This is a genomic window from Nocardia sp. GTS18, from assembly GCF_013839555.1.
Taxonomy (GTDB): domain Bacteria; phylum Actinomycetota; class Actinomycetes; order Mycobacteriales; family Mycobacteriaceae; genus Nocardia; species Nocardia rosealba.
In genome coordinates, this window is record NZ_JACBIU010000003.1 from 57,054 (window position 1) to 80,606 (window position 23,553).

Consider the following 23,553-nt stretch of genomic DNA (forward strand, 5'->3'; position numbering starts at 1 on the left):
CTGTTCGCGGGTGGTCAAGTGACCCGCGGTTCTGTCAGGGCGGCTTTACTGCAGGAGTGACAACGCAATCTTGCGTTTCCCGTTGTGAGCGAGCATGATCCAGTTAGCCTGGTTGCGAGCAAGCCGAACAGAAGACCGGGATAACCGAATCGAGAGCCAATCATGTTGGTATACAAATCTTGGGTGTCGGGTGAATTCGGGGCGTTGCGATGAGCGCGCCGGTGATGGGTGGGGTACTGCCGACGGCGCCACAATTGTTGTGCGCCTTTCAGGGGCGGCGTTTCCAGGATCGCGAATTGCTGCGATCGGCACACGCGCTCGCTGAGCTGCACGAACGGCGGGCACAGGTGCGTGACGCCGCATTGATCACCGAAATAGATTGCCGTCGCGGAGAACTCGTCGACGACATCAACGACTGGATTGTCGCCGAGATTCCGGTGAATCGGACGGGTGCTTCATTGCACACCGAAAGTCTCGGCGCCGTCGTCGACCGGATGGCGCGCAGCTGGGTGGATGCCAACCAGGCCATCGACCTGGACGGCGCGCGAAGCGACAGCACGCACAAACATTGGTATCACCTGGCCGAACTGGTCGACGGCTACACCGACCTCGTCACCGATGTGATCGGTGGCAGGCGAAGGCTGCCCGAGCAGTAGGGGCTACGCGGGTTCCGGTGACAGCCTCGCCTCGAAGGCGACGCGGTCACCACGATAGAGCGAGCGCACCCGTTCGATGGGTGTGCCGTCCGCATCGACACTTCGCCTGTGCAGCAGCAACATCGGCAATGCGGTCGTGCTTTCGAGCAGGCCCGCTTCCCGTGGTGAGGCGAGAACGGTCTCGATGCGTTCCCGCGCACCGGCAAAGCTCACGCCGGTGGCGCGGATCGCGGCGTAGAGCGACGTGGTGGGGTCGTAACTGCCACGAAGCCCGCCGAAACGATGCAGTGGCAGATAGGTGCTTTCCAGGCCGATACGTTCACCGTCGGCGAGCAGGACGCGTTCGAGGTGCATCACCGGCGTACCGGGTGCCACCTCGAGATCGATCGCGGTCTGCGCGTCGGCGGGAACGTCTTCCCAGGCGACGACTATGCGGCCGGGTACGCGACCGAGGCTGATCGCGCCCTCGGTGTAGGAGCGCAGCGACAGCGGCTGGGTGAGTTTGGGCCGCGACACAACCGTTCCGCGCCCGCGCCGGCGAATCCTGCCCTCCACCAGGAGTTCCCGCAGCGCGTGGCGCACCGTCTCGCGCGCCACTCCGAAGCGGGTGGCGAGATCGCGTTCCGACGGCACCGGGTCGCCCTCGTCGAGTTCGGCGAGGATCGCGTCGATTTCGGTGCGGACGCGGAACACCTTCGGGACGCGCGTGGTGTGCGGTGAATCCATGCCGCTCAGCGTACCCGGATTGATCTATACCAAAAGTTAACGCGGTGTTCGCTCCGGCCACACCTATCGGTCTAGACCATTTGCCACTATCGGTGCCATGCGATTGGTCATCATCGGTGGTGGGATTCTCGGCACGGCGCACGCCTGGGCCGCGATAGCCCGCGGCCACGAGGTCGTCCACCTGGAACGCGAACGCGAGGCGCGCGGCGCGACGGTCCGCAACTTCGGCCTGGTCTGGGTATCCGGGCGGTCTGCGGGCGAACTGGAACTCACGCTGCGTTCGCGCGAGCTGTGGGAGGAGATCGGTGGTCGCGTCGCGGGTGTCGGTTTCCGGCCCGCCGGGTCCATCACCCTGGTCCGCACCCCGGCGGAGCTGGCCGTCGCCGAGGCCGCCGCGGCGGGGCCGACCGCTGTCGATCGCGGTTTCACCCTGCTCGAACCCGAGCAGGTGCTGGCGCGTAACCCGGCGCTGCGCGGCAAATACCTTGCCGGCCTGCACTGTTCGACCGACGCGGCGGTCGAGTCGCGCCAGGCGCTGCCCGCGTTGCGTGCCCACATGGCCGCCAGCGGCCGCTACACCTTCCACGAGTCGACCGAGGCCCGGTCGGTCACCGATACCGGCGCCGGTGCCGTGGTGCTCGACGATCAGGGCCGCCGTCACGACGCCGACCTGGTCGTGCACTGCCCCGGCGCGGCGCATTCCGGGCTCACCCGGGAACTGGCCGGTGTGTTGCCGGTGCGCCGGGTGCGGTTGCAGATGATGCAGACCGAGCCGCTCGGCGAAGAACTCACCACGGCGATCGCCGACGGCGACAGCTTTCGCTACTACCCGGGTTTCGCGGGGCCCCAGGTGGATTCGCTCGCACGCGAACAGTCGCAGACCGCCACCGCCGCCGAGCACAAGATGCAACTGCTGTGTGTGCAGCGGTTACACGGCGGGCTGACCATCGGCGACACCCACGAATACACCGAACCGTTCGCCTTCGACGTCGACGAAGCGCCCTACGACCACCTCACCGAGGTGACCGAGGAACTGCTCGGCCGCAAACTGCCACGCGTGGTGCGCCGCTGGGCGGGTGTCTACAGCCAGAGCGTCGACCCGGACGCCATCGTCACGCGGGTGCGGGCCGACACCAACGTGTGGGTGGTGACCGGCCCCGGTGGTCGCGGCATGACGCTGGGCCCCGCCCTCGGCGAACAAACCGCCGACGAGATCGGACTGTGAGGATGACCGTGCACCACAACAACATTCAGCTCGCTGTGCTCGACATGGCCGGCACCACCGTCGCCGACGGCGGGCTGGTGCTTCGCGCCTTCGAGGAGGCGGCGACCGCGGTCGGGATCGAGTCCGACGGCCCACGTCGCGAGACGGCCCGCCGGTACGTGCTCGACACCATGGGGCAGTCCAAGATCGAGGTCTTCCGTGCGCTGCTCGGTGACGAGGACGCGGCCCAGGCAGGCAATCGCGCCTTCGAGGCGGCCTACGACGCGCTCGTCGGCGAGGCCGACATCGCGCCCATACCCGGTGCGGTAGACGCGATCACGGCCCTGCGCGACGCGGGAGTCCGGGTGGCGCTGACCACCGGGTTCAGCCGCGGCACCCAGGACAAGCTGCTGTCCGCACTCGGCTGGGCCGAGCTGGCCGACCTCACCCTCGCCCCGTCCGACGCCGGCCGTGGACGTCCCTACCCGGACATGGTGCTTACCGCGGCCCTGCGACTGCGGGTCGACGCGGTCGACCGGATCGCCGTCCTCGGCGACACCACCAGCGATATCGCGACCGGTCTGGCGGCCGGAGCGAGCATCGTCGCGGGCACCCTGACCGGGGCGCACAGCGCGGCACAGCTGCGAGAGGCGGGCGCGACCCACGTCATCGACTCCGTCGCCGACTTCCCCGCCCTGCTCCTTGCCTGAACTTCCGCTGCGGCGACCGCCGCGGCGAATGCACCTCCGTGAAACGAAAGTTGCTGTCATCGTGCGTACTTCCCTCACCAGACGCCGCCTCGCGCGCACCGCGTTGCTGCTGGCAGGCGTCACCGCCGTCGCGTTCTCCTCGGCGTGTGGCGGCACCGGAACCGAATCGGCCGACGGCCGCACCGTCACCGTGTACTCCGCCGACGGCGTCGGCGGCTGGTACAAGAACCGCTTCGACGAATTCACCGCGCGGACCGGGATCGCGGTGAACCTGGTCGAGGCCGGGTCCGGCGAGGTGGTCAACCGTGTCGACAAGGAACAGTCCAACCCACAGGCCGACCTCGTGGTCACCCTGCCGCCGTTCATCCAGAAGGCCGAGCAGTCGGGTCTGCTGCAGCCCAGCGGTATAGACACCGCCGCGATCCCCGCCGCCGACAAGGATCCCGACGGCAACTACGTGACGATGGCCAACAACTTTCTGTGCTTCATCGCCAACCCGTCGGTCGATGCCGCCGCGCTCACCTGGGACGACCTGCTGAAGCCGGAGTTCAAGGGCAAGCTGCAGTATTCGACGCCCGGCCAGGCCGGTGACGGCACGGCGGTGCTGGTGCTGCTGCAGCAGTTGCGCGGCAAGCAGGGTGCGCTGGACTACCTGGCGGCGTTGCAGGCCAACAATGTCGGCCCGTCGTCGTCGACCGGCAAGCTGCAGGCCAAGGTCGACAAGGGTGAGCTGCTCATCGCCAACGGTGACGTGCAGATGAACCTGACCACGGTGAAGGAGAAGGGTTCGAAGTTCAACGTCTTCTTCCCCGCCGCCGACGGCAAGCGCTCCACCGTCGCGGTGCCGTACATGATGGGTCTTGCCAAGGGCGCGCCGCACAAGGACGACGCCACCGAGCTGATGCGTTTCCTGCTGGCGCCCGAGGCGCAGGCAGCGCTCGGACCCGAGGCGTTCGCGGTGTCGCCGCGTACCGATGTGCCCGCGCCCGCCGAGGGCGGTCCCGCCGCGGCGATGCGTGGTGTCGACGTGGTTCCGGTCGACTGGAACACCGTGCTCACCGAACTGGATGCCGATCTCGCGGCATACCAGAAGGCAACCGGCAGCTGAAACCCCCTGTAAAAGGAGTCGACAATGTCCGATGGTGACGTCCGCACGGGGTCCGTCGTTTCGGCCGGTGCCACCACGACCGAACCGGCGATCGTGTTCGACCGGGTCGGTGTGAGCTACGGCCGGGGCCGCAAGGCCGCTGTCGCGCTGGCCGACTTCAGCCTGCGCGTCGCCGTCGGTGAGACGGTGGCGTTGCTCGGCCCGAGTGGGTCGGGTAAGTCGACCGCGCTCAAGGCGCTGGCCGGATTCGTCCGTCCCACTTCGGGTTCGGTGCGGTTGGCCGGACGCGATGTCACCGCGTTGTCGCCTGCCGAGCGGGGGATCGGCGTGGTCGTGCAGTCGTACGCACTGTTCCCGCACATGAGCGTGCACAGCAATGTGGCGTTCGGGTTGAAGTCGCAGCGGGTGCGGCGCGCCGAGATCGGGCCGCGTGTCACCGAGGCCTTGGAGATGGTCGGTATGGGTGGCTACGCCCAGCGCCTGCCGAGGGAGCTGTCGGGTGGTCAGCAGCAGCGGGTGGCGATCGCCCGTGCGCTGGCCATCCGGCCGAGGGTGCTGCTGCTCGACGAACCACTCGCCGCCCTCGACGCGCAATTGCGGCACTCGATGCTGGGGGAGTTGCAGGAGTTGCGAAAGGCATTGCCCGACACGGCGATGCTGTACGTCACCCACGATCAGGCCGAGGCGCTCGCCCTGGCCGACCGGATCGCGGTGATGCGTGATTCGCGCCTCGTCGACATCGACACCGCCGAAAACCTCTGGCAGCGACCGCCTTCCGATTTCACCGCCGGATTCCTCGGCGGGGCGAACCTGGTGCCGTGCACGGTGAAGCACGTCACCGGGACGGCGGCGCTGGTCACCGCGGGCACCTCGACGCTGCGGGCCCAGGCGCCGGTGCCCGGTGTCGGGCAGGACGAATGGAAGCCGGACGACGACGCGCTGCTGTGCGTGCGCCCGCACACCGTCACCCTCGGCAAGACCTCGGATCGCGACGCGTTGCGCGCCACGGTGCGAAGTGCGGTCTGGCGTGGAGCCTCGACCCGGGTCGAGTTGGATGTCGACGGGTTGCCTTCGGTGCTCGCCGCCGATGTGCCGGGGCATTTCACCGCTGCGGTGGGTTCGGTGGTCGGTGTGGTGTTGCCCGACCCTGCCGGTGTGTTGATCGCGAACACGATCGGTGCGGGTTCTCGCGGCGAGGGGTCGGCATCATGATCTCGGGTGACTTCTCTGCGATGGTCGGACACGACTTCGGTTTGTCCTACGACGGCGAGGTGCGGTGATGAGTGCACCGGTGCTCGACCCTCCCGGAGTCGCCGAGTCGGAAACTGTTGGTACGCAGCGCTCGTGGGTGCCCGTGCTCTGGGCTTTGCCGCCGGTGCTCATCGTGCTCGGCATCGCCGGCTATCCGATTCTTCGAGTCCTCACGGAGTCGACGCGCACGCCGAGCGGGCGCGGCACCGAGGTGTGGTCCTCGGTTCTCGGCTCGGCGGCCTTCCGGGAAGCGTTGTGGCGCACCATCTCCATCGCCGTGTGTTCGACGCTCGGCTGCCTGGTGCTCGGCACGTTCCTCGCGATCGTGCTCGCCTTCGTGCCGTTTCCCGGCTCGGGCGTGGTCGGCAGACTCATCGACACCGTCCTCACGCTGCCGTCGTTCCTCATCACCCTGGCCTTCACCTTCCTCTACGGCACGGCCGGTGCGGTGAACGCCCTGATCACCGAATTGACCGGGGCGACAACGCCTGTCATCGATTTCCTCACCACGCCACTGGGGGTGATCCTCGCCGAGATCACCTTCTTCACCCCGTTCGTGGTGCGACCCGTGCTCGCCGCGTTCGCGCAACTGCCACGCGAACAGCTCGATGTGGCGGCCAGTCTCGGTGCCTCGCCATGGCGGGTGTTGCGACAGGTGGTGCTGCCCGAAGCGTGGCCCGCGCTGGCGGCAGGCGGCAGCCTCGTGTTGTTGCTGACGCTCAACGAGTTCGGCATCGTGCTGTTCACCGGCGCCAAAGGTGTCATCACGCTGCCCGCGTTGATCTACACCCGCGGCATCGTCACCTTCGACCTGCCCGGCGCCGCCGTCCTCGCCACCGTGCAGGTGGTGCTGTCACTCACCCTGTACGTCACCTACCGGCTCGTATTCGCCCGGTTCATCGCCCGTCCGAAGGAGGACTGATCGTGCTCGTCTGGACTCCCCGCGGGAAAGTGCTGGTACTCAGCGTCTTCGGGCTCGTGGTTACGGTGGTCTTCGTCGCCCCGATCGCGACGGTCGTCCTCGCCGCGCTCGCGGGCACCTGGACCGGCCCGCTCCCGTCGGACCTGGGCTTCGCCAATCTCGGCACCGCTGTGAGCGGTGAACAGGCCGCGAGCCTGTCGGTGAGCCTGCAGACCGCGCTGCTCTCGGGTGCGGTCGCCCTGATCATCGGCACCTGGGCCGCCCTCGCGGCCCGTGAAGCACCCACCTGGTTGCGTCGCCTCACCGACGCCGTCTTCCACCTGCCGGTCGCGGTGCCCTCGGTGGCCATCGGCCTGGGCGTCCTCATCGCCTTCAACGAACGTCCGCTGCTGCTGGGCGGCACCAAGTGGATAGTCATCCTGGCCCACACCGTCCTGGTCCTCGCCTACGCCTTCAGCGCTATCTCCGCCGCCCTCGACCGCCTCGACCCCGCCTACCGCCAAGCCGCCGAATCCCTCGGCGCAGGCCCGCTGCGGGTCCTGCTCCAGATCACCCTCCCCCTCCTCCTGCCCGCCCTCGGCGCCGCAGCGGGTCTCTCGATAGCCCTGTCCATGGGTGAACTCGGCGCCACGATCATGGTGTACCCCGCCACCTGGAAGACGTTGCCCGTCAGCATCTTCGCCCAAACCGACCGAGGAGAAGTCTTCGACGCCGCCGCCGCGACAACCATTTTGGTCGCGGTGACTCTCGTAGTCCTCGTGGTGCTCGGCCGGTTGCGCGGCCGCGCAGCCGTGCGCTGAGCGTTGCGTCGACGGCGCGGCCTCGGTCGCCCCGAAGCTAGAGCAGTGCGGCGGCGTCTACCGCGGTGAGACCACCGTCGATGCGCAGGTCGTGGCCGTTGATGTAGGAGGCCTCGGCGGAGGCGAGGAACGCGACGGCGGCGGCGATGTCGTCCACGGTGCCGATCCGGCCTGCGGGGGAGAGGGCCGCGACTCCGGCCTGCGCCGACTCGGAGAGTTCGGCGCGGAAGGCCGGTGTGTCGATGTAGCCGGGGCTCACCGAATTGACCCGGATACGCCGTGGCGCCAATTCCGCCGCGAGCGTTCGCGTCAGATTGTGCACGGCCGCCTTGCTCGCCGAATACAACGCCGCACCCGGCACACCCCGATGCAGGCCGAACGACGCGTTGATGACAATGGAACCGTGGTCGACCAGCAACGGCAACGCCTTCTGGATCGTGAAGAACGCCCCCTTGAAATTGCTGTCGATCACCTGCCCGAACAGGTCGTCGCTCACCTGCTCGATCGTCTGGAACGACCCGATCCCCGCATTGGCGAACACCACATCGAGCCGCCCGAACCGCTCCGAAATCGTCCCCATCACAGCATCCAGGTCGTCGAGATCAGCCATGTCCCCGGCGATCCCGACCGCCCGATCACCTAACTCCCCGACCGCCGCATCGAGCCGCCCCTTGTCCCGGCCGGTCACCACAACCCGCCCACCCTCCGCGATCAACCGCCGCGCAGCAGCCAACCCCATCCCACTGCTACCCCCGGTAACCAGAGCGATCTTCCCGTCGAACCGAAACCTGTTGTGCGTCATGCACTCACCCTGCGCCTCCGTCGAACAGGCAACCAGTGCGCGTTTATCAGGGGTGTGTCACCACCACCCTGGCTACCAGGACGGGCGGCTTCGTCGCGGCTGGTGCCTCAGGCGGATTCGGTGAGGTGGAGGTGGGGGAGGGTGGTCAGGCGGGCGTGGGTGGCTGTGCCCGGTTTCGGGTTGTAGAGGACTACGGACCAATTGGGGTTGTCGGCGACGGTGAGGGTTGTCGCGTCGAAGAACAGTTCGCCTGCTTCGGGATGGAGTAGCGCGTTGACTGCTTGCGCGGGGACACCCACCTCGTGCCGGTCCCACAGTTGTGCGAAATCGGGTGACGATGCCACGAGTTCTTTTGCTACACGGTGGAATTCGTCGTCGTGCGGGGCGAGCGCCGCGTCGGCACGGTAGGCCGCGACAACACCCGGTGCCGCAGCGGCCCAGATCTCGGGCAGGCCACGGTAGCGGGGACTGGTGAAGAAGGTGACGAGGCAGTTGTGTGGCTGCCCGTCGTCGCAGCCGAAGATCCGGCCGGCAAGAGTGTTGAACGCCAGGATGTTCCAGTAGCGGTCGCGCACCACGGCGGGCCCACGCTCCCATCCGTCGATGAGCGCCCGAATCTCCTCGGTCACCGGCGTTCCCGACCCGCTCGCGGGCGGCGGGTTGAGTCCGGCGAGCAGATACAGGTGCGAGCGCTCGGCATCGTCCATCCGCAGCACCCCCGCTACCGCGTCGAGCACATCGCCGGACACCGAAATGTCGCGTCCTTGCTCGAGCCACGTGTACCAAGACACCCCGACCCCCGCCAACATCGCGACCTCCTCGCGCCGCAACCCGGGCGTCCGCCGCCGCCCACCCACGGGCAACCCCACCTCACCGGGAGATATCCGCTCCCGCCGAGCGCGCAGAAACTCGCGCAATTGTTCACGCCGCCGAACCGATGCCGCACCGCCCATGACTCCAACGTAGTCACTCGGGGCGGTGGGGAGATCGGGGGTCGCGGAGTGTGCCGCACCGAACATGACTTCGCGGGTCGGTGTGGTGCGGCACGCTCGGCAGGGATCAATCGACGATCGCCGTGGCTTCGAGTTCCACCATCATGTCCGCTTCGAACAGGGCCTCCACGCCGATGAGCGAGGCGGGGGGCATCGGGTTGGGTAGGCCGATCTCCGCGGCGACGGATTCCACGCCGGACATGAAGGCACCGGCCTGGTCGGGGGTCCATCCGGTGACGTAGAAGGTCAGGCGAAGTACGTCGGCGAAGGTGGCGCCTGCGCCGGCCAGGCCGACGGCGGTGTTGCGGAGGGCTTGGGCGACCTGGCCGGCAAGGTCGCCGGGTGCGACGGGCGTTCCGTCGGCGAGGCGGGAGACCTGCCCGCTGACGTGCACGTGCCGCGATCCGGTGCCCACAGCCACGTGGTGGTAGGGCGCGGGCTGCAGCATTCCGGCGGGGGTGAAGTGCTCGACAGTCATGGTTCTTGCTCCGTTCGTTGTAAGTATCGCTAAGCTACCTAGTGCATAAAGGACACTTCAACGAAACCAGGTTTCAGCATGGATACCGCCGACGAACTCCGCATCGACACCGCGCACCGTGAGCTGCTGGATCAGGTGCTCGACAAGTGGTCGCTGAGCGTTCTCAACGAACTCTGCGAGCGACCGTCCCGGTTCAACGAATTGCGCCGCGCCATCCCCTCGGTAACGCAGAAGTCGCTCACCGCGACCCTGCGCAGACTCGAACGCAACGGGGTGATCGAACGGCAAGTGGTCGGCACCCGGCCGGTCGCGGTCGAGTACCGCATCACCCCGCTCGGCAAAACCCTGCGCCACCCGGTCGACGTCCTGCTCGCCTGGGCGGCCGAACAGATGCCCGCGATCCACCGCGCCCGCGATGCCTACGACGAGCGTGAGGAAGCAGAACTGGGTGCGAGCTGAATCCGGTGGGCCTTGGCTCATCGGGGAGGACTCGACCGCAACGTCGTCGCCTGCGAGTCTGTGTCGGTACCCGGGCTTAGGCTGATGACGTGTCGGTGCTGCCTCTGATCTTCACCGCTGGCTGGGCCAGCGGGATCAACGCGTACGCGGTGGTGTTCCTGCTCGGCTTGTTCGGGCGGATCGGGTGGACCGACGACGTGCCCGCCGGCTTGGAGCGCACCGATGTGCTCGTCGCGGCGGGCGTGCTGTTCCTCATCGAAGCCGTGGCCGACAAGATCCCGTACCTCGACTCGTTCTGGGATGCGGTGCACACGGTCGTGCGTCCGGCATCCGGGGCGGTGGTGTCGGCTCTGATTGCCGGACAAGACGATTCGCTACCCACATTGTTCGCCGCCGCCGTGGGCGGCACGACCGCGCTGGCCAGCCACATCGTCAAAGCCGGTACCCGGATGGCCATCAACACCTCACCGGAACCGGTCACCAATATCGCGATGAGTACCGCCGAGGACTTGAGCGTCGGCGGCATCATCACGCTCGCGGTGTTCTTCCCCGTGCTGGCAGCCGTCATCGCCGCGATCTTGCTGGCGATCGGGTTGTGGGTCGTCTACCTGTGCGCCAGCCGGATCCGCCGCTACCTGCGACGAAGAAGGGAACGGCGCGAGACGCGACCGGTCGACGCGCTCGAGTAGATCACCGCACCTGCGGCGCCACCTTCGAACCGAGCAGATCGATGGTGTGCAGCACCTTCTCCGGCGGCAGTGTGCCCACGCTGGTGTGCAGCATGAACCGGTCCAGGCCGAGGGTGTCGCGGACGTCGGCGATCTTGGCGGCCACGTAGTCGGGGGTGCCGACGAACAACGAACCACTCTGGGAACGCAGCGCGTCGAACTGCTGGCGCGTCATCGGACCCCAACCACGCTCGCGTCCGATCACCGACATCGCCATCGCGTACGGCTCGTAGAAATCGGCGACCGCCTGCTCGTCGGTGTCGGCGATGTACCCGTGCGCGTGCACCGCGACCGGCTGCTTCTCGTGCCCACCTTCGGCCAGCGCCCGGTGATACAGCTCCACCAGCGGCTTGAACCGCGCGGGCTGCCCACCGATGATCGCGATCGCCAGCGGCAGACCGAGCAGCCCGGCGCGGATCACCGATTCGGGACTGCCGCCGACCGCGATCCACACCGGCAGCGGCCGGTGGTCGGTGCGCGGGTAGGCGGTGGCCTCGTGCAGCGGTGCGCGGAACCGGCCGGACCAGGTGACCGGCTCCTCCTCGCGCAGCCGAAGCAGCAGGTCGAGTTTCTCCTCGAAGAGCGCATCGTAATCACCCAGGTCGTAACCGAACAGCGGGAACGATTCGGTGAAAGACCCACGCCCGGCCATCAATTCGGCCCGCCCGTTCGACAGGCCGTCCAGCGTCGCGAAGTCCTGATACACGCGCACCGGATCGTCGGAGCTGAGCACGGTCACCGCGCTGGTCAGCTGGATCCGTTCGGTACGGGCTGCCGCCGCGGCCAGGACCACGGCCGGTGCGGAGGCGGCGAAATCCTGGCGGTGGTGCTCGCCGACGCCGTACACATCCAGGCCGGCGGCCTCGGTGGCCACGGCCTCGTCGACCACCTGACGCAGCCGCTCGGCCGCCGTCGGCGCGGGCAGATCGCCCGTGGGGTACCGCTCGGCGAAGGTGGTGAGCCCCAGTTCCATGTGAACCTCGTTTCCAGGTCGCGTTCTGTTCCCCAGTCTAAACGGACCGTGGTCCGATATCATTCCCGTTTATGCTGGCCTCATGATCGAGGACCCCGCCGACGACCTGACGGTCACACCACCGAAGCAGTGGGCGGTCGGTGTCCCCGCCGTGGTCAACGCGCTGAAGTACTCCCTGTCGCAGAGCACGCTGCCGCGCACCGCCCTCACCTTGCTGAACATCAATCAGACCGATGGTTTCGACTGTCCCGGTTGCGCGTGGCCGGAGCCGAAGCACCAGACCACCAACGAGTACTGCGAGAACGGCGCACGCCACATCGCCGACGAGTCGACCACGCGTCGCGTCACCGCCGATTTCTTCCGCGAGCATCCCGTCGCCGAACTCGACACGATGTCGGACTACTGGCTCAACCAGCAGGGCCGCCTCACCGAACCGATGGTGAAACGACCCGGCGCCACCCACTACGAACCCATCGGCTGGGACGACGCCCTCGACCTCGTCGCCTCCACCCTGCGCGGCCTCGACTCGCCGGACGAAGCCGTGTTCTACACCTCGGGCAGGCTCAGTAACGAGGCCGCGTTCCTGCTGCAACTGTTCGTGCGCGCCTACGGCACCAACAACCTGCCCGACTGCTCGAACATGTGCCACGAATCCAGCGGGTCGGCGCTCACCGAAACCCTCGGTGTCGGCAAGGGCAGCGTGTCGCTGGACGACATCTATCAGGCCGACCTGATCTTCGTCGTCGGTCAGAATCCCGGCACCAACCATCCGCGCATGCTCTCGGCGCTGGAGCAGACCAAACGCAAGGGCGGCACGATCATCGCGGTGAATCCGCTGCCCGAGGCCGGACTCATCCGGTTCAAGAATCCGCAGAAGGCGCGCGGTGTGCTCGGTCGCGGCACCGCCATCGCCGACCAATTCCTCAAGATCCGCCCCGGCGGCGACCTCGCCCTGTTCCGCATGCTGAACCGGCTGCTGCTCGATGCCGAAGACGCCGGCCCCGGCACCGTGCTCGACCACGACTTCATCGCCGAGAACACCAGTGGTTTCGACGAATTCGCTGAGCAGGCCCGCGCGATCAGCTGGGACACCGCGCTCGCCGCCACCGGGCTCACGCGCGAGGAGATCGAGCAGGCGCACCAGCGCGTGCTGGCGAGCAAGAAGATCATCGTGTGCTGGGCGATGGGCCTCACCCAGCACAAACACGGCGTGCCGACCATCCGCGAGATCGTCGACTTCCTGTTGCTGCGCGGCAATATCGGCCGCCCCGGTGCGGGTGTGTGCCCGGTGCGCGGGCACAGCAACGTCCAGGGCGACCGCACGATGGGCATCTGGGAACGTCCGCCGCAGGCCTTCCTCGACGCGCTCGGCACAGAGTTCGCCTTCACTCCGCCCGCAGCACACGGTCTGGATTCGGTCGGCGCCATCCGTGCCATGCGCGACGGCAAGGCGAAGGTGTTCGTCGGTGTCGCAGGCAATTTCGTACGCGCCACCCCCGACAGTGAGGTCACCGAGGCGGCATTGCGCCGCTGTGCGCTCACGGTGCAGATCTCCACCAAGCTCAATCGCTCGCACACGGTGTGCGGCGATACCGCGCTGATCCTGCCGACACTCGGCCGCAGCGACCGCGACATCCAGGCAGGCGGCGAACAATTCGTCACCGTCGAGGACTCGATGAGTGAAGTGCACGCCTCTCGCGGGCGCCTCGACCCGGCCTCACCACACCTGCTCAGCGAGGTGGCCATCATTTCCCGGCTCGCCCGCCGCACGCTGGGATCCTCGGCGATTCCGTGGGAGGAGTTCGTCGCCGACTACGGGACCATTCGCGACCGCATCTCCCGAGTCGTGCCCGGTTTCGAGAACTTCAACGAGCGGGTGGCGCAACCGGGTGGGCTGCGGTTGATCAATCCGGTCAACGAGGGCGTCTTCCGAACCGCCACCGGCAAGGCGCGGTTCACGTGCAACGAGGTGACCGCGCTCGACGTGCCACCGGGTTACCTCGTGCTGCAATCACTTCGGTCCCACGACCAGTGGAACACCATTCCCTACGGCAGCGACGACCGCTATCGCGGCATCCACCACGCGCGCCGGGTGGTGATGGTCAACCCCGACGACCTCGCCGAACGCGGCCTGGCCGACGGCGACACCGTCGACATCGTCAGCGTGTGGCACGACGGCAGTGAACGGCGCGCCGAGAAGTTCGTCGTGGTCGCGTACCCGGCGAGCCGGGGTTCGGCGGCGGCCTACTACCCGGAGACCAATGTACTGGTCCCGCTCGACAGCGTCGCCGACATCAGCAACACCCCGACCTCGAAGGGCATCGTCGTCCGCCTCGAACCCGTCGCGGCCGATGCCGACGTCGGCTAAGTACACTTCCGGTATGTCCGTGCGCACCCGTCAGCCACTCGTCCCCGGCACCCAGTCGCCGATCCGGGACGTCCCGCGTTCCATCGAGCGCCCCGAATACGTGTGGAAACCGACGGTCAACGAGGGCAAAGAGCCCTGGGTGCAGACGGCCGAGACCATCGAGAAGATGCGGATCGCGGGCAAGATCGCCGCCCAGGCACTCGAGGAGGCGGGCAAGGCGGTGGCGCCCGGCGTCACCACCGACGAGCTCGACCGCATCGCCCACGAGTACATGTGCGACCACGGCGCCTACCCCTCCACGCTGGGCTACAAGGGTTTCCCCAAGTCGTGCTGCACCTCGCTCAACGAGGTGATCTGCCACGGCATCCCCGACTCCACCGTGATCGAGGACGGTGACATCGTCAATATCGACGTCACCGCCTACATCCACGGCGTGCACGGCGACACCAACAAGACCTACCTCGCCGGTGATGTCGACGAGGAGGTGCGGCTGCTGGTCGAGCGCACCGAGGAGGCGACCAACCGGGCCATCAAGGCGGTCAAGCCGGGCCGCGCGCTCAATGTCATCGGCCGTGTCATCGAGGCCTACGCCAACCGCTTCGGCTACGGCGTTGTTCGCGACTTCACCGGTCACGGTGTCGGCCCCACCTTCCACAGCGGCCTGGTGATCCTGCATTACGACCAGCCCAGCATCGATTCGGTCATCGAACCGGGCATGACCTTCACCATCGAGCCGATGATCAACCTCGGCGGCATCGACTACGACATCTGGGACGACGGCTGGACCGTGGTCACCAAGGACCGCAAGTGGACCGCGCAGTTCGAGCACACCCTGGTGGTCACCGAGACGGGCGCGGAAATCCTGACCCTGCCGTGAGCGGTGTGCTGCGCGGGGCACTGCTGATCGCCGGGACCACCTCCGACGCGGGCAAAAGCGTTGTGGTGGCGGGTATCTGCCGGATGCTGGCGCGGCGCGGGGTGCGGGTGGCGCCGTTCAAGGCGCAGAACATGTCGAACAATTCCGTCGTCACGCTCGACGGTGGGGAGATCGGGCGCGCGCAAGCTCTGCAGGCGCGCGCCTGTGGGCTCGAGCCGAGTGTGCGGTTCAACCCGGTGCTGTTGAAGCCAGGCAGTGATCGCCGTTCCCAATTGGTGGTGCGTGGCAAGGCGATCGGAACCGTCGGCGCACGAGACTATTTCACGCGCCGTCAGCAGTTGCGGGAAGTAGTCGCGGACGAACTCGCCTCGCTGCGTGCGGAATTCGATGTGGTGATCTGCGAGGGCGCCGGGTCGCCTGCCGAGATCAACCTGCGCGCGACCGATCTGGCGAACATGGGGCTGGCGCGTGCGGCGGACCTTCCGGTTCTCGTCGTCGGTGATATCGACCGGGGCGGGGTGCTGGCCCATTTGTTCGGCACCGTCGCCGTTCTGGAACCCGAAGACCAGCAACTCGTTTCGGGCTTCATCATCAACAAGTTCCGCGGTGACGTCTCCCTGCTCCAACCCGGCCTTGACCAGCTCAGTGCCCTCACCGGCCGCCCCACCCTCGGCGTGCTCCCGTTCGCCGAAGACCTCTGGCTCGACGCCGAAGACTCCCTCGGCACCATCGCGGGCACCCCCGTCGGCCGCCCCGCCCCACCCCACGGCACCGCCTGGCTCACCGTCGCCGCCATCCGCCTACCCCGCATCTCCAACTCCACCGACATCGAAGCCCTGGCCTGCGAACCCGGCGTCTCGGTCCACTGGGCCGACAGCCCCCACCAACTCACCACCGCCGACCTCGTGGTCGTCCCCGGTTCCAAATCCACCGTCTCCGACCTGGAATGGTTGCGCGCCAAGGGAATCGACGAGGCACTGCGCACACGTGCCGCCACCGGACGCCCCATCCTCGGCATCTGCGGCGGCTACCAGATGCTCGGCCGCCGCATCATCGACGGAGTGGAATACGCGGGCGGTGTACCTTCGCGCGATGCCGACTCGGCCGCTCACCCGTGGAGCGGCGACGGCCTCGGGCTGTTCGACCTGGACATCGAATTCGCGGAGCCGAAGATCGCACGACAGGTAGCCGGGACTGCCGCCGATATCCCGGTCCACGGCTACGAAATCCACCACGGCCGGGTGCGGCGTACCGGCGACCCTGCCTGGCTCACCATCGGCGGTGCTCCGGAAGGCAGTGCACGAGAAGCGATTTGGGGTACGCACGTGCACGGTGTGCTCGAATCCGACGAGTTCCGCCGCGCCTGGCTGACCGAAGTCGCCACTCGAGCGGGCCGCACCGGCTTCACCGTCGCCCCCGATACCTCCGTCGCCGCCGTGCGGGAAGCCCAGCTCGACCTACTCGCCGACCTGATCGAGAAGCACCTCGACATCCCCGCCCTGGAAGAACTGATAGCGCGCGGCGCAACCAACCTCCCGATCATCCGAAGTGGAATCCTCGACGTCCCCGGTGCGTAAAAGCGTTCACGCCGTGGACTCGGCGGTAGTGCTGCTCGGTTTCGGCCGGCCACGGCCGAGGGCGTACGCGGCGAAGGCGAATACCAGGGCCGGGGCGCCGAGTACGACGACGCCGAAGATCCAGATGTAGTCCTTGGCGGCGGTGGCGGGCGTGGTGTAGGCCTGGGTGTCTTTGCCGATGTCGATGAGAACCATTCGCGCGTCGACTGTTTCGCCCTCGGTGACGTCGAAGAGTCGGACGGTGCGCCCGTCCTCGACGATCGTTCCGATACCCGCGTGGCCGCTGCTCATCCCCGAAGTGGAGCTTTCCTCGATCCGGACGGTCACCTCCTCGCCGAATCCCGCGAGGTAGGCGGTGGCGTTGACCAGATGCGCGACCCCCGTCAGCGCTCCTGCTCCGAAGACGACGGCGCCGACCGCGCACAGCACGGCCTGGATGATCCTTTTCACATGCCCCCCATGATGTCGATAGAACTCGATGGCCATCCTATGGCGAGTGGCACGGCTGTGCCTCAGGTCGCGACGCCCGCCGGGTGTGGAACCGCTCTCGTCCTCACCGAGAGCGCACCCCTCTTGTGACAGGTTTGGCAATTCGACGGTTCCAGGCAGTGAAAGCCCAGTACACGGGCATCGGCCCGATGGAGAGCCGGGGCCGAACGGCAGGTGGCGTTCAGGGTGGGCGTGTACCGTAAACCGGCATGAAATCGCGGCAGATCACGGTCGGTGACCAGGCCTGGACAGTGCGGGTCGACGGGCCCTCCTCACGGCACAATGTGCTGTTGCTTCCCGATGCGGACGACCCTGCTGATGTGTTCGACAAGGTGTGCGCGCGGCTGCACGAATCCGATCTGCAGACCGTCGTCGTGGAATCCGTCGAAGGGCTCGAGCCCGCAGGGGTGCACGCCATTCTCGACGAACTCGAACTGCCCTACGTGAACGTGGCCGGACGCGGTGCGGGGGCGGCACTCGCGTGGCGGGTGTGCGCGGGCCGCTTCGGCCGGTTCATGAGTCTCGTCGTCGCCGACCACGGCCACCCCGCCGTGCCCGGCGCCGACGGCACGATCCCCGACCCGGCCTGCCCGCCCCTCGAACTCCCGGTGACGATGATGGTCACCAAGAGCCTGCCCCGCGCCACCGCCGACGCCTCCGGCCGCTTCGTCTACGGCGAATTTCGTGTCGTCCCTTTGGAAGTCGACAACATCGCCACCGAGGCTGGCCACGAACTCGCCACCGAGATCGTGTTGCGCACCAGCCTCTGGTGAAACGGGGTCAGGACTTGCGGTAGGCGGCGAGCCAGTCGAGCCAGCTGTCGGTCTCGGCGAAGGCGACCGCGCGAACGGCCTCCGAGGACAGGAACACGTCGTGGCGAGCGCCGTCGATGGGGACGATGGTGGTGCGTTCGCCCAGGCAGCCGGCCCAGCGCTGGATCTGCTTGACGTCGAGCACAGCATCGGCCACGTCGACGGCTGAACTGTGCTGGCGCGCGAACTTGGTGACCCGCGAACGCAGGATCAGCGCGGGTACCCCGATGGTGAGGCCCTGCTGCAGCCGTGCCTGGCCCTGCCGGATCGCCCGCAACCAGCCGAGACGCACCGGTTCGCCGGTCAACGGCTTCCAGTCCAGGTTGTAGTCCCATTCACCCGAGCGGGTGTGGTGCAGGCTGTCGCCGTAGGCGGTGCTCACACCCATACCCGGGATCTGCGCGAACGCCCGGAACCGGCCGACGGCGTTGATGATGGGCGTGCCGACGGTGCGGTAGTACGACGGTCCCTGCAGGTCGAACCAGGGGCTGTTGAGCACCACACCGACCACACCCGCCGCCGCGCTACCACCCGCGGCTTCGAGCCGGTCGAGCCACAGCGGCACGATGAGGCCACCGGTCGAATGCGCGACGACCAGCACATCGTTGCCGGTTTCCTCGCGGGCGATCCGCAGCGCCTCGCTGAGTTCCGCGTCGTAGAGCGCCAGATCGCTGACGTAGTGCGCGCTCTGCCCTTCACGCCGCGAGCGGCCGCATTTGCGCAGGTCGAGAGCGTAGAAGCGGTGGCCGCGCGCGGCGAAATGCTCGGCCAGGTGCTCCTGGAAGAAGTAGTCGGTGAAACCGTGCACGTAGAGCACTGTCGGCTCGTGTGCCGGGGCGGCGGCGTCGGGCAGGTAGCGAACCAGGGTGGCGACGATCTCGCCCTCGCCGTCGGGGTCGGTGCCCAGCGGCAGGGTTCGCTGCTGGTACGCCGTGCCGAGGATGTCGGCCTGCCACTGCTCGTCGGTCCGGTCGGCGATCCCTTGCGTTTCGTTCGTCACACCCGCCAATCTATCGCGGGGTCACGGCGACGTGCAGGGTTGGTTTACATCACATTCGGCAGGTCGGGTGCAGTGAGGCGATCTGCTGAGGTGCACAATTGAGTTCAGGTGAACGACGGGTAACCTACCCCCGGCGATTCACTGCGAGTCGCATCAACACTGCCAAGCGCCCGCGCCAAGCGAACTCACCCGCCGGTGGTTAGCTGAGAAGGACAAGGAAGTCGATCTACCCGTGCCGAACGCTGCGAAGATTGAAAAGACCGATGTAGTTCTCATCGGCGCAGGCATCATGAGTGCCACGCTGGGCGCGCTGCTGCGGCAGCTGCAGCCGGACTGGACGGTTTCGGTGTTCGAACGGCTCGACGCCGCCGCCGCCGAGAGCAGCGACCCGTGGAACAACGCGGGTACCGGTCACTCGGCGCTGTGCGAGCTCAACTACAGCCCGCAGAACGCCGACGGCTCGGTCGACGTCAGCAAGGCGATCGACATCAACGAACGCTTCCAGGTCTCGCGCCAGTTCTGGGCCTCCGCGGTCGACGCGGGCGTCCTGGGTGACCCCTCGCGCTTCATCAACCCCATCCCGCACGTCAGCTTCGTGCACGGTGCCGACAACGTCGAGTACCTGCGTAAGCGCTACGAGGCGCTGGCGCCGCACCCGCTGTTCCGCGGCATGGAGTTCATCGACAGCCCCGACGAGTTCGCCGCGCGCCTGCCGCTGATGGCCAAGGGCCGTGACTTCTCCGACCCCATCGCACTGAACTGGACCGACGGCGGCACCGATATCGACTTCGGCGCGCTCACCAAGCAGCTGCTGGCCTATGTCGGCTACTCCGGCGGCGAGATCGCCTTCGGCACCGAGGTCCGCGACCTCGACAAGCAGTCCGACGGCTCCTGGAACGTCACCGTGCGCAACCTGCGCACCTACCGGTCGCGCACGATCAACGCGAAGTTCGTGTTCGTCGGCGCCGGTGGTGGCGCGCTGCCGCTGCTGCAGAAGTCGGGCATCAAGGAGGCCAAGGGCTTCGGTGGGTTCCCGATCAGCGGCCAGTTCCTTCGCTCGACCAACCCCGACCTGATCGCCGCGCACGAGGCCAAGGTGTACGGCAAGGCCGCCGTCGGCGCGCCGCCGATGTCGGTGCCGCACTTGGACACTCGCGTCATCAACGGCAAGAAGGGCCTGCTGTTCGGCCCCTACGCCGGCTGGACCCCCAAGTTCCTCAAGGACGGCTCCAACGCCGACCTGTTCAAGTCGATCAAGCCGAACAACATCGGTTCGCTCGTCGGCGTGGGTCTCACCGAGATGGGTCTCACCAAGTACCTCATCAGCGAGCTGCTGAAGTCGCAGAACGGCAAGGTGGGTGTGCTCGAGGAGTTCCTGCCGCGGGCCGACGGCCGCGACTGGGAGCTCATCACCGCCGGTCAGCGCGTGCAGGTGATCCGGCGCAAGGGTGCCGGTGGCGTGCTCGAGTTCGGCACCGCCGTCATCTCCGCCCAGGACGGCAGCATCGCCGGTCTGCTCGGTGCCTCGCCCGGCGCGTCGACCTGTGTCACCGCGATGCTCGATGTGATGCAGCGTTGCTTCCCGCGTGAATACGCCGACTGGACCCCGCAGCTGCAGCAGATGATCCCCTCGCTCGGCCAGAAGCTGTCGGAGAACCAGGCCCTGTTCCAGGAAGTGTGGGACTGGACCAACAAGTCGCTCAAGCTCGACGAGGTCAGCGCCACCACCCAGGAAGACGCGCTCGGCTTCGCCCAGGTGCGCTGACCCGCCGTGCCGGTCGTGCTGAAACGGTCGTGGGCGGCGGACCTCGGCTCCGCCGCCCTGTACCGGCTGCTGAAGTTGCGCGTCGACGTGTTCGTCGTGGAGCAGGAATGCGCCTACCCCGAACTGGACGGGCGTGACCTGCTTCCCGGCACGCGGCACCTGTGGATCGACGACGACGGCGAGATCGTGGCGACTCTGCGCCTGCTCGAAGAGCCGGACGGATTCCGCATCGGCCGGGTGTGCGTGGCGGCGGATGCCCGCAAACGTGGCTACACCACTCGTCTGATGCAGGCCGCGCTGGCCGAAACCGGTTCGGCAACAGTGCGATTGGACGCCCAGTCCCACCTGGTCGACATGTATGCCAAGTTCGGCTTCGCCGTCGACGGGCCGGAATACGACGACGACGGCATCATGCACGTCCCGATGCGTCGCGGCTGATCCCTCCGGGTATCCATCTCCGACCCCTGCGTCTGCCATGCTGTCCGGTCCGTCGAGAGACGCGCGCGCCACTATGGCGGGACGCCGCTGGATGCGATCGTCGCGGGCGGCGGACCGGGTGCCGCTCGTCGGGCAGTGATGCCCGGGGATCAGAGGTGATCGGGCCGCGCATACAGTGGGGGCGTGCCTGGTTTTGCTGATGTTGCCGCTGGTCCGCACACCGCTGCGCGGGGAGTGGGTGAAGCGGGGTTCCCGTTCTCGGCTGTGGTGGGGCAGGAGCGGTTGCAGCTGGCGTTGATCTTGTCGGCGGTGCACCCCGGGATCGGCGGGGTGCTGGTGCGCGGCGAGAAGGGCACCGCGAAGTCGACCGTGGTGCGCGCGCTCGCGCAGTTGCTGCCGCCGGTGGTCGACGAGACGGGCGCGCGACCGGCCCGGCTGGTCGAGTTGCCGGTCGGCGCCACCGAGGACCGCGTAGTCGGTTCGCTGGATCTCGAGCGGGTGCTGCGCGACGGGGAGCAGGCGTTCCGTCCCGGCCTGCTGGCCGCGGCCCATCACGGCGTGCTCTACGTCGACGAAGTGAATCTGCTGCACGACCACCTGGTCGACGTGCTGCTCGATGCCGCCGCCATGGGCCGCGTACACGTGGAGCGCGACGGGGTGTCGCATTCGCATCCGGCGCGGTTCGTGCTCGTCGGCACCATGAATCCCGAAGAGGGAGAGCTGCGTCCGCAATTGCTCGACCGGTTCGGCCTCACCGTGGACGTGGCGGCCTCGCGTGACGTGTCGACCCGGATGGCCGTCGTGCGCCGCCGCCTCGACTACGAAGCCGACCCCGCCGCCTTCGCCGCCCGCTACGCCGGCGCGGATCGGGTTGTCGCCGAACGTATTCTGACCGCGCGCGACCGGCTGCCCGATGTCGTGCTCGACAATGCCGAGCTGCGCCGGATCGCGGCGCTGTGTGCGGCGTTCGATGTCGACGGGATGCGCGCGGACCTGGTCGTCGCCCGAACCGCGACCGCCCACGCGGCCTGGCGGGGCCGCGACCAGGTCACCGAGGACGATGTGCGGATCGCCGCCGAGCTGGCCCTGCCGCATCGGCGGCGCCGCGATCCGTTCGACGAGCCCGGGATCAGTGAGGAACAGCTCGACGAGGCGATGCGGGCGGCGGCCGAGGAAGTCGAAAATGCTTCCGAAGACGACGAATTCGATGATCCGTACGGGTCCGCCGATGACCGGGCGCTCGAGGCGGAGAATGCGGACGGTCGCAGCGGCGAGCAGGCCGACGGTGGTCGCGCGAGTGACGAGTCGATAGGTACCGATCAGGACGGGGACGGCTCCGGGGATCGGCTCGGGGGCAACAACTCGCGTGACCCGCGCGAGGGCGGTCCTGACGACAGCGACGGACCGGATGACGACGGCCCGGACGGTGGGCCCAGTGGCCCGGACGGCAGCGGTCCGGACGGTGGGCCCGGTGGTGGCCCGAATGGCAACCGCCCGAACGAGACCGGTTCGAACAGCAGTGGCTCCGACGACAAGGGTTCTCGGCCGACCGCCGAAAGGCTTTCCGGCACACCCGGTTCCACTTCCAAGCCTGCCCCCCGCTGGGAAGTTCCCGGCATCGGTGAAGGCGCTCCCGGCCGCCGCTCCCGCGCCCAGACCCGCACCGGTCGCATGGTTCGCCCCCACACCGACACCTCCACCGGTCTGCACCTGCTCGGCACCGTCTTCGCCGCCGCACCGAAACAGGTCGAGCGCGGCCGGTTCGCCGGCCCGCTCGCCCTGGCGATCGAAGACCTGCGTGGCGCGTATCGCGAAGGGCGCGAAGGCAACCTGGTGGTCTTCGTCGTCGACAGCTCCGGTTCGATGGCCGCCCGCGACCGGCTCACCGCCGTCACCGGCGCCGTCGTCACCCTGCTGCGTGACGCCTACCAGCGCCGCGACAAGGTGGCGGTGATCAGCGTGCGCGGCAGCGAGGCCGAGCTGGTGCTGCCGCCGACCTCCTCGGTCGACATCGCCGTGCGCCGCCTGGCCGGTCTGCGCACCGGCGGGAAGACACCTCTCGCTGCCGGTTTGCTGAAGGCCCGCGAGGTGATCGCCCGCGAACACGTGCGCGACCCGCGTCGCCGCCCGATGCTCGTCCTGCTCACCGACGGCCGTGCCACCGGCGGCACCGACCCCCTCCCGCGCGCCCGCACCGCCGCGCGCCTCCTCGCGGGCGAAGGTCACACCACCATGGTCATCGACTGCGAGCGCGGCATGATCCGCCTCGGCCTGGCCGCCGAACTGGCCCGCGACCTGCGCGCCCGCTACCTGCGCCTCGACGAACTCACCGGCGAATCCGTCGCCGATGTGGTGCGCGCGTCCGGCTACCCGACGAACCGCGCGGCCTGAGCCTCAGCCGAGCGTGAAGAGAAGGAG

At 67.9% G+C, this 23,553-nt stretch carries 23 protein-coding genes; 16 read left to right on the plus strand and 7 right to left on the minus strand.

The annotated features are described in order from the left end of the window. Positions 1 to 296 precede the first annotated feature (296 nt). Positions 297 to 656, plus strand: coding sequence for a DUF4254 domain-containing protein (locus HYG95_RS05075; protein WP_181697015.1), 360 nt, complete (start codon positions 297 to 299; stop codon positions 654 to 656). 3 nt (positions 657 to 659) lie between these two features. Here HYG95_RS05075 and HYG95_RS05080 read toward each other — a convergent pair whose 3' ends face one another. Further along, positions 660 to 1,382: a GntR family transcriptional regulator gene (locus HYG95_RS05080; protein WP_181696844.1), complete on the minus strand. Its 723-nt coding sequence runs from the start codon at positions 1,380 to 1,382 to the stop codon at positions 660 to 662. 97 nt (positions 1,383 to 1,479) lie between these two features. On the opposite strand from HYG95_RS05080, the gene HYG95_RS05085 reads away from it, so the two are divergent. The 6 genes from HYG95_RS05085 to HYG95_RS05110 all read left to right on the plus strand — a co-directional run bounded on the left by HYG95_RS05085 (position 1,480) and on the right by HYG95_RS05110 (position 7,377). Beyond that, positions 1,480 to 2,607 carry a TIGR03364 family FAD-dependent oxidoreductase gene (locus tag HYG95_RS05085; protein ID WP_181696845.1) on the plus strand — a complete coding sequence of 376 codons (1,128 nt, stop codon included), beginning with the start codon at positions 1,480 to 1,482 and terminating at the stop codon, positions 2,605 to 2,607. Positions 2,608 to 2,609: 2 nt separating this feature from the next. Further along, a complete protein-coding gene (locus HYG95_RS05090; protein ID WP_181696846.1) occupies positions 2,610 to 3,296 on the plus strand; it encodes a phosphonatase-like hydrolase in 687 nt (228 codons plus the stop codon). 28 nt (positions 3,297 to 3,324) lie between these two features. Further along, positions 3,325 to 4,404: a 2-aminoethylphosphonate ABC transporter substrate-binding protein gene (locus HYG95_RS05095; protein ID WP_181696847.1), complete on the plus strand. Its 1,080-nt coding sequence runs from the start codon at positions 3,325 to 3,327 to the stop codon at positions 4,402 to 4,404. 24 nt (positions 4,405 to 4,428) lie between these two features. Next, positions 4,429 to 5,616: an ABC transporter ATP-binding protein gene (locus tag HYG95_RS05100; RefSeq protein ID WP_181696848.1), complete on the plus strand. Its 1,188-nt coding sequence runs from the start codon at positions 4,429 to 4,431 to the stop codon at positions 5,614 to 5,616. 67 nt (positions 5,617 to 5,683) lie between these two features. Continuing rightward, positions 5,684 to 6,577: a 2-aminoethylphosphonate ABC transporter permease subunit gene (locus tag HYG95_RS05105; protein ID WP_181696849.1), complete on the plus strand. Its 894-nt coding sequence runs from the start codon at positions 5,684 to 5,686 to the stop codon at positions 6,575 to 6,577. A 2-nt stretch (positions 6,578 to 6,579) separates the two neighbouring features. Further along, a complete protein-coding gene (locus tag HYG95_RS05110) occupies positions 6,580 to 7,377 on the plus strand; it encodes an ABC transporter permease subunit (RefSeq protein ID WP_181696850.1) in 798 nt (265 codons plus the stop codon). Between the two features lie 37 nt (positions 7,378 to 7,414). On the opposite strand, the gene HYG95_RS05115 is transcribed toward HYG95_RS05110, so the two are convergent. The 3 genes from HYG95_RS05115 to HYG95_RS05125 form a co-directional block, all read right to left on the minus strand. Further along, the gene (locus HYG95_RS05115; protein ID WP_181696851.1) at positions 7,415 to 8,179 is read right to left on the minus strand and encodes a glucose 1-dehydrogenase; all 765 of its coding nucleotides are present in this window, start codon (positions 8,177 to 8,179) and stop codon (positions 7,415 to 7,417) included. A gap of 107 nt (positions 8,180 to 8,286) precedes the next feature. Next, the gene (locus HYG95_RS05120; RefSeq protein ID WP_181696852.1) at positions 8,287 to 9,132 is read right to left on the minus strand and encodes a helix-turn-helix transcriptional regulator; all 846 of its coding nucleotides are present in this window, start codon (positions 9,130 to 9,132) and stop codon (positions 8,287 to 8,289) included. A gap of 106 nt (positions 9,133 to 9,238) precedes the next feature. Continuing rightward, on the minus strand, positions 9,239 to 9,649 hold the full coding sequence (locus tag HYG95_RS05125; RefSeq protein ID WP_181696853.1) for a RidA family protein: 411 nt from the start codon (positions 9,647 to 9,649) through the stop codon (positions 9,239 to 9,241). Positions 9,650 to 9,727: 78 nt separating this feature from the next. Between HYG95_RS05125 and HYG95_RS05130 the strand changes: the two genes are divergently transcribed. Next, the gene (locus HYG95_RS05130) at positions 9,728 to 10,108 is read left to right on the plus strand and encodes a helix-turn-helix domain-containing protein (RefSeq protein WP_181696854.1); all 381 of its coding nucleotides are present in this window, start codon (positions 9,728 to 9,730) and stop codon (positions 10,106 to 10,108) included. 89 nt (positions 10,109 to 10,197) lie between these two features. Next, a complete protein-coding gene (locus HYG95_RS05135; protein ID WP_181696855.1) occupies positions 10,198 to 10,797 on the plus strand; it encodes a DUF4126 domain-containing protein in 600 nt (199 codons plus the stop codon). Position 10,798: 1 nt separating this feature from the next. Here HYG95_RS05135 and HYG95_RS05140 read toward each other — a convergent pair whose 3' ends face one another. Further along, positions 10,799 to 11,809 (minus strand): Atu2307/SP_0267 family LLM class monooxygenase, encoded by a 1,011-nt coding sequence (locus HYG95_RS05140; protein WP_181696856.1) that lies wholly within the window; start codon positions 11,807 to 11,809, stop codon positions 10,799 to 10,801. A gap of 82 nt (positions 11,810 to 11,891) precedes the next feature. On the opposite strand from HYG95_RS05140, the gene HYG95_RS05145 reads away from it, so the two are divergent. The 3 genes from HYG95_RS05145 to HYG95_RS05155 are packed head-to-tail and all read left to right on the plus strand — an operon-like array spanning position 11,892 to position 16,631. Further along, positions 11,892 to 14,177: an FdhF/YdeP family oxidoreductase gene (locus tag HYG95_RS05145; RefSeq protein ID WP_181696857.1), complete on the plus strand. Its 2,286-nt coding sequence runs from the start codon at positions 11,892 to 11,894 to the stop codon at positions 14,175 to 14,177. A 13-nt stretch (positions 14,178 to 14,190) separates the two neighbouring features. After that, complete coding sequence (gene map / locus HYG95_RS05150; protein ID WP_181696858.1) at positions 14,191 to 15,054, plus strand: type I methionyl aminopeptidase; 864 nt, start codon at positions 14,191 to 14,193, stop codon at positions 15,052 to 15,054. Further along, positions 15,051 to 16,631, plus strand: a complete 1,581-nt coding sequence (locus tag HYG95_RS05155; RefSeq protein ID WP_370465686.1) for a cobyric acid synthase — start codon at positions 15,051 to 15,053, stop codon at positions 16,629 to 16,631. Before map ends, HYG95_RS05155 begins: the two co-directional genes overlap by 4 nt. Positions 16,632 to 16,637: 6 nt before the next feature. On the opposite strand, the gene HYG95_RS05160 is transcribed toward HYG95_RS05155, so the two are convergent. Beyond that, positions 16,638 to 17,081 (minus strand): hypothetical protein, encoded by a 444-nt coding sequence (locus HYG95_RS05160; RefSeq protein ID WP_181696859.1) that lies wholly within the window; start codon positions 17,079 to 17,081, stop codon positions 16,638 to 16,640. Positions 17,082 to 17,329: 248 nt separating this feature from the next. Here HYG95_RS05160 and HYG95_RS05165 point away from each other — a divergent pair, with 248 nt between their 5' ends. Continuing rightward, positions 17,330 to 17,893, plus strand: coding sequence for an alpha/beta hydrolase (locus HYG95_RS05165; RefSeq protein ID WP_181696860.1), 564 nt, complete (start codon positions 17,330 to 17,332; stop codon positions 17,891 to 17,893). Positions 17,894 to 17,900: 7 nt separating this feature from the next. Here HYG95_RS05165 and HYG95_RS05170 read toward each other — a convergent pair whose 3' ends face one another. After that, positions 17,901 to 18,932 (minus strand): alpha/beta hydrolase, encoded by a 1,032-nt coding sequence (locus tag HYG95_RS05170; protein ID WP_181696861.1) that lies wholly within the window; start codon positions 18,930 to 18,932, stop codon positions 17,901 to 17,903. A gap of 232 nt (positions 18,933 to 19,164) precedes the next feature. On the opposite strand from HYG95_RS05170, the gene mqo reads away from it, so the two are divergent. The 3 genes from mqo (at position 19,165) to HYG95_RS05185 (ending at position 23,526) form a co-directional block, all read left to right on the plus strand. Beyond that, positions 19,165 to 20,697: a malate dehydrogenase (quinone) gene (gene mqo, locus HYG95_RS05175; RefSeq protein WP_181696862.1), complete on the plus strand. Its 1,533-nt coding sequence runs from the start codon at positions 19,165 to 19,167 to the stop codon at positions 20,695 to 20,697. A 6-nt stretch (positions 20,698 to 20,703) separates the two neighbouring features. After that, positions 20,704 to 21,135, plus strand: coding sequence for a GNAT family N-acetyltransferase (locus HYG95_RS05180; protein WP_181696863.1), 432 nt, complete (start codon positions 20,704 to 20,706; stop codon positions 21,133 to 21,135). A gap of 183 nt (positions 21,136 to 21,318) precedes the next feature. Further along, positions 21,319 to 23,526 carry a VWA domain-containing protein gene (locus HYG95_RS05185; protein WP_370465687.1) on the plus strand — a complete coding sequence of 736 codons (2,208 nt, stop codon included), beginning with the start codon at positions 21,319 to 21,321 and terminating at the stop codon, positions 23,524 to 23,526. Positions 23,527 to 23,553 lie beyond the last annotated feature (27 nt).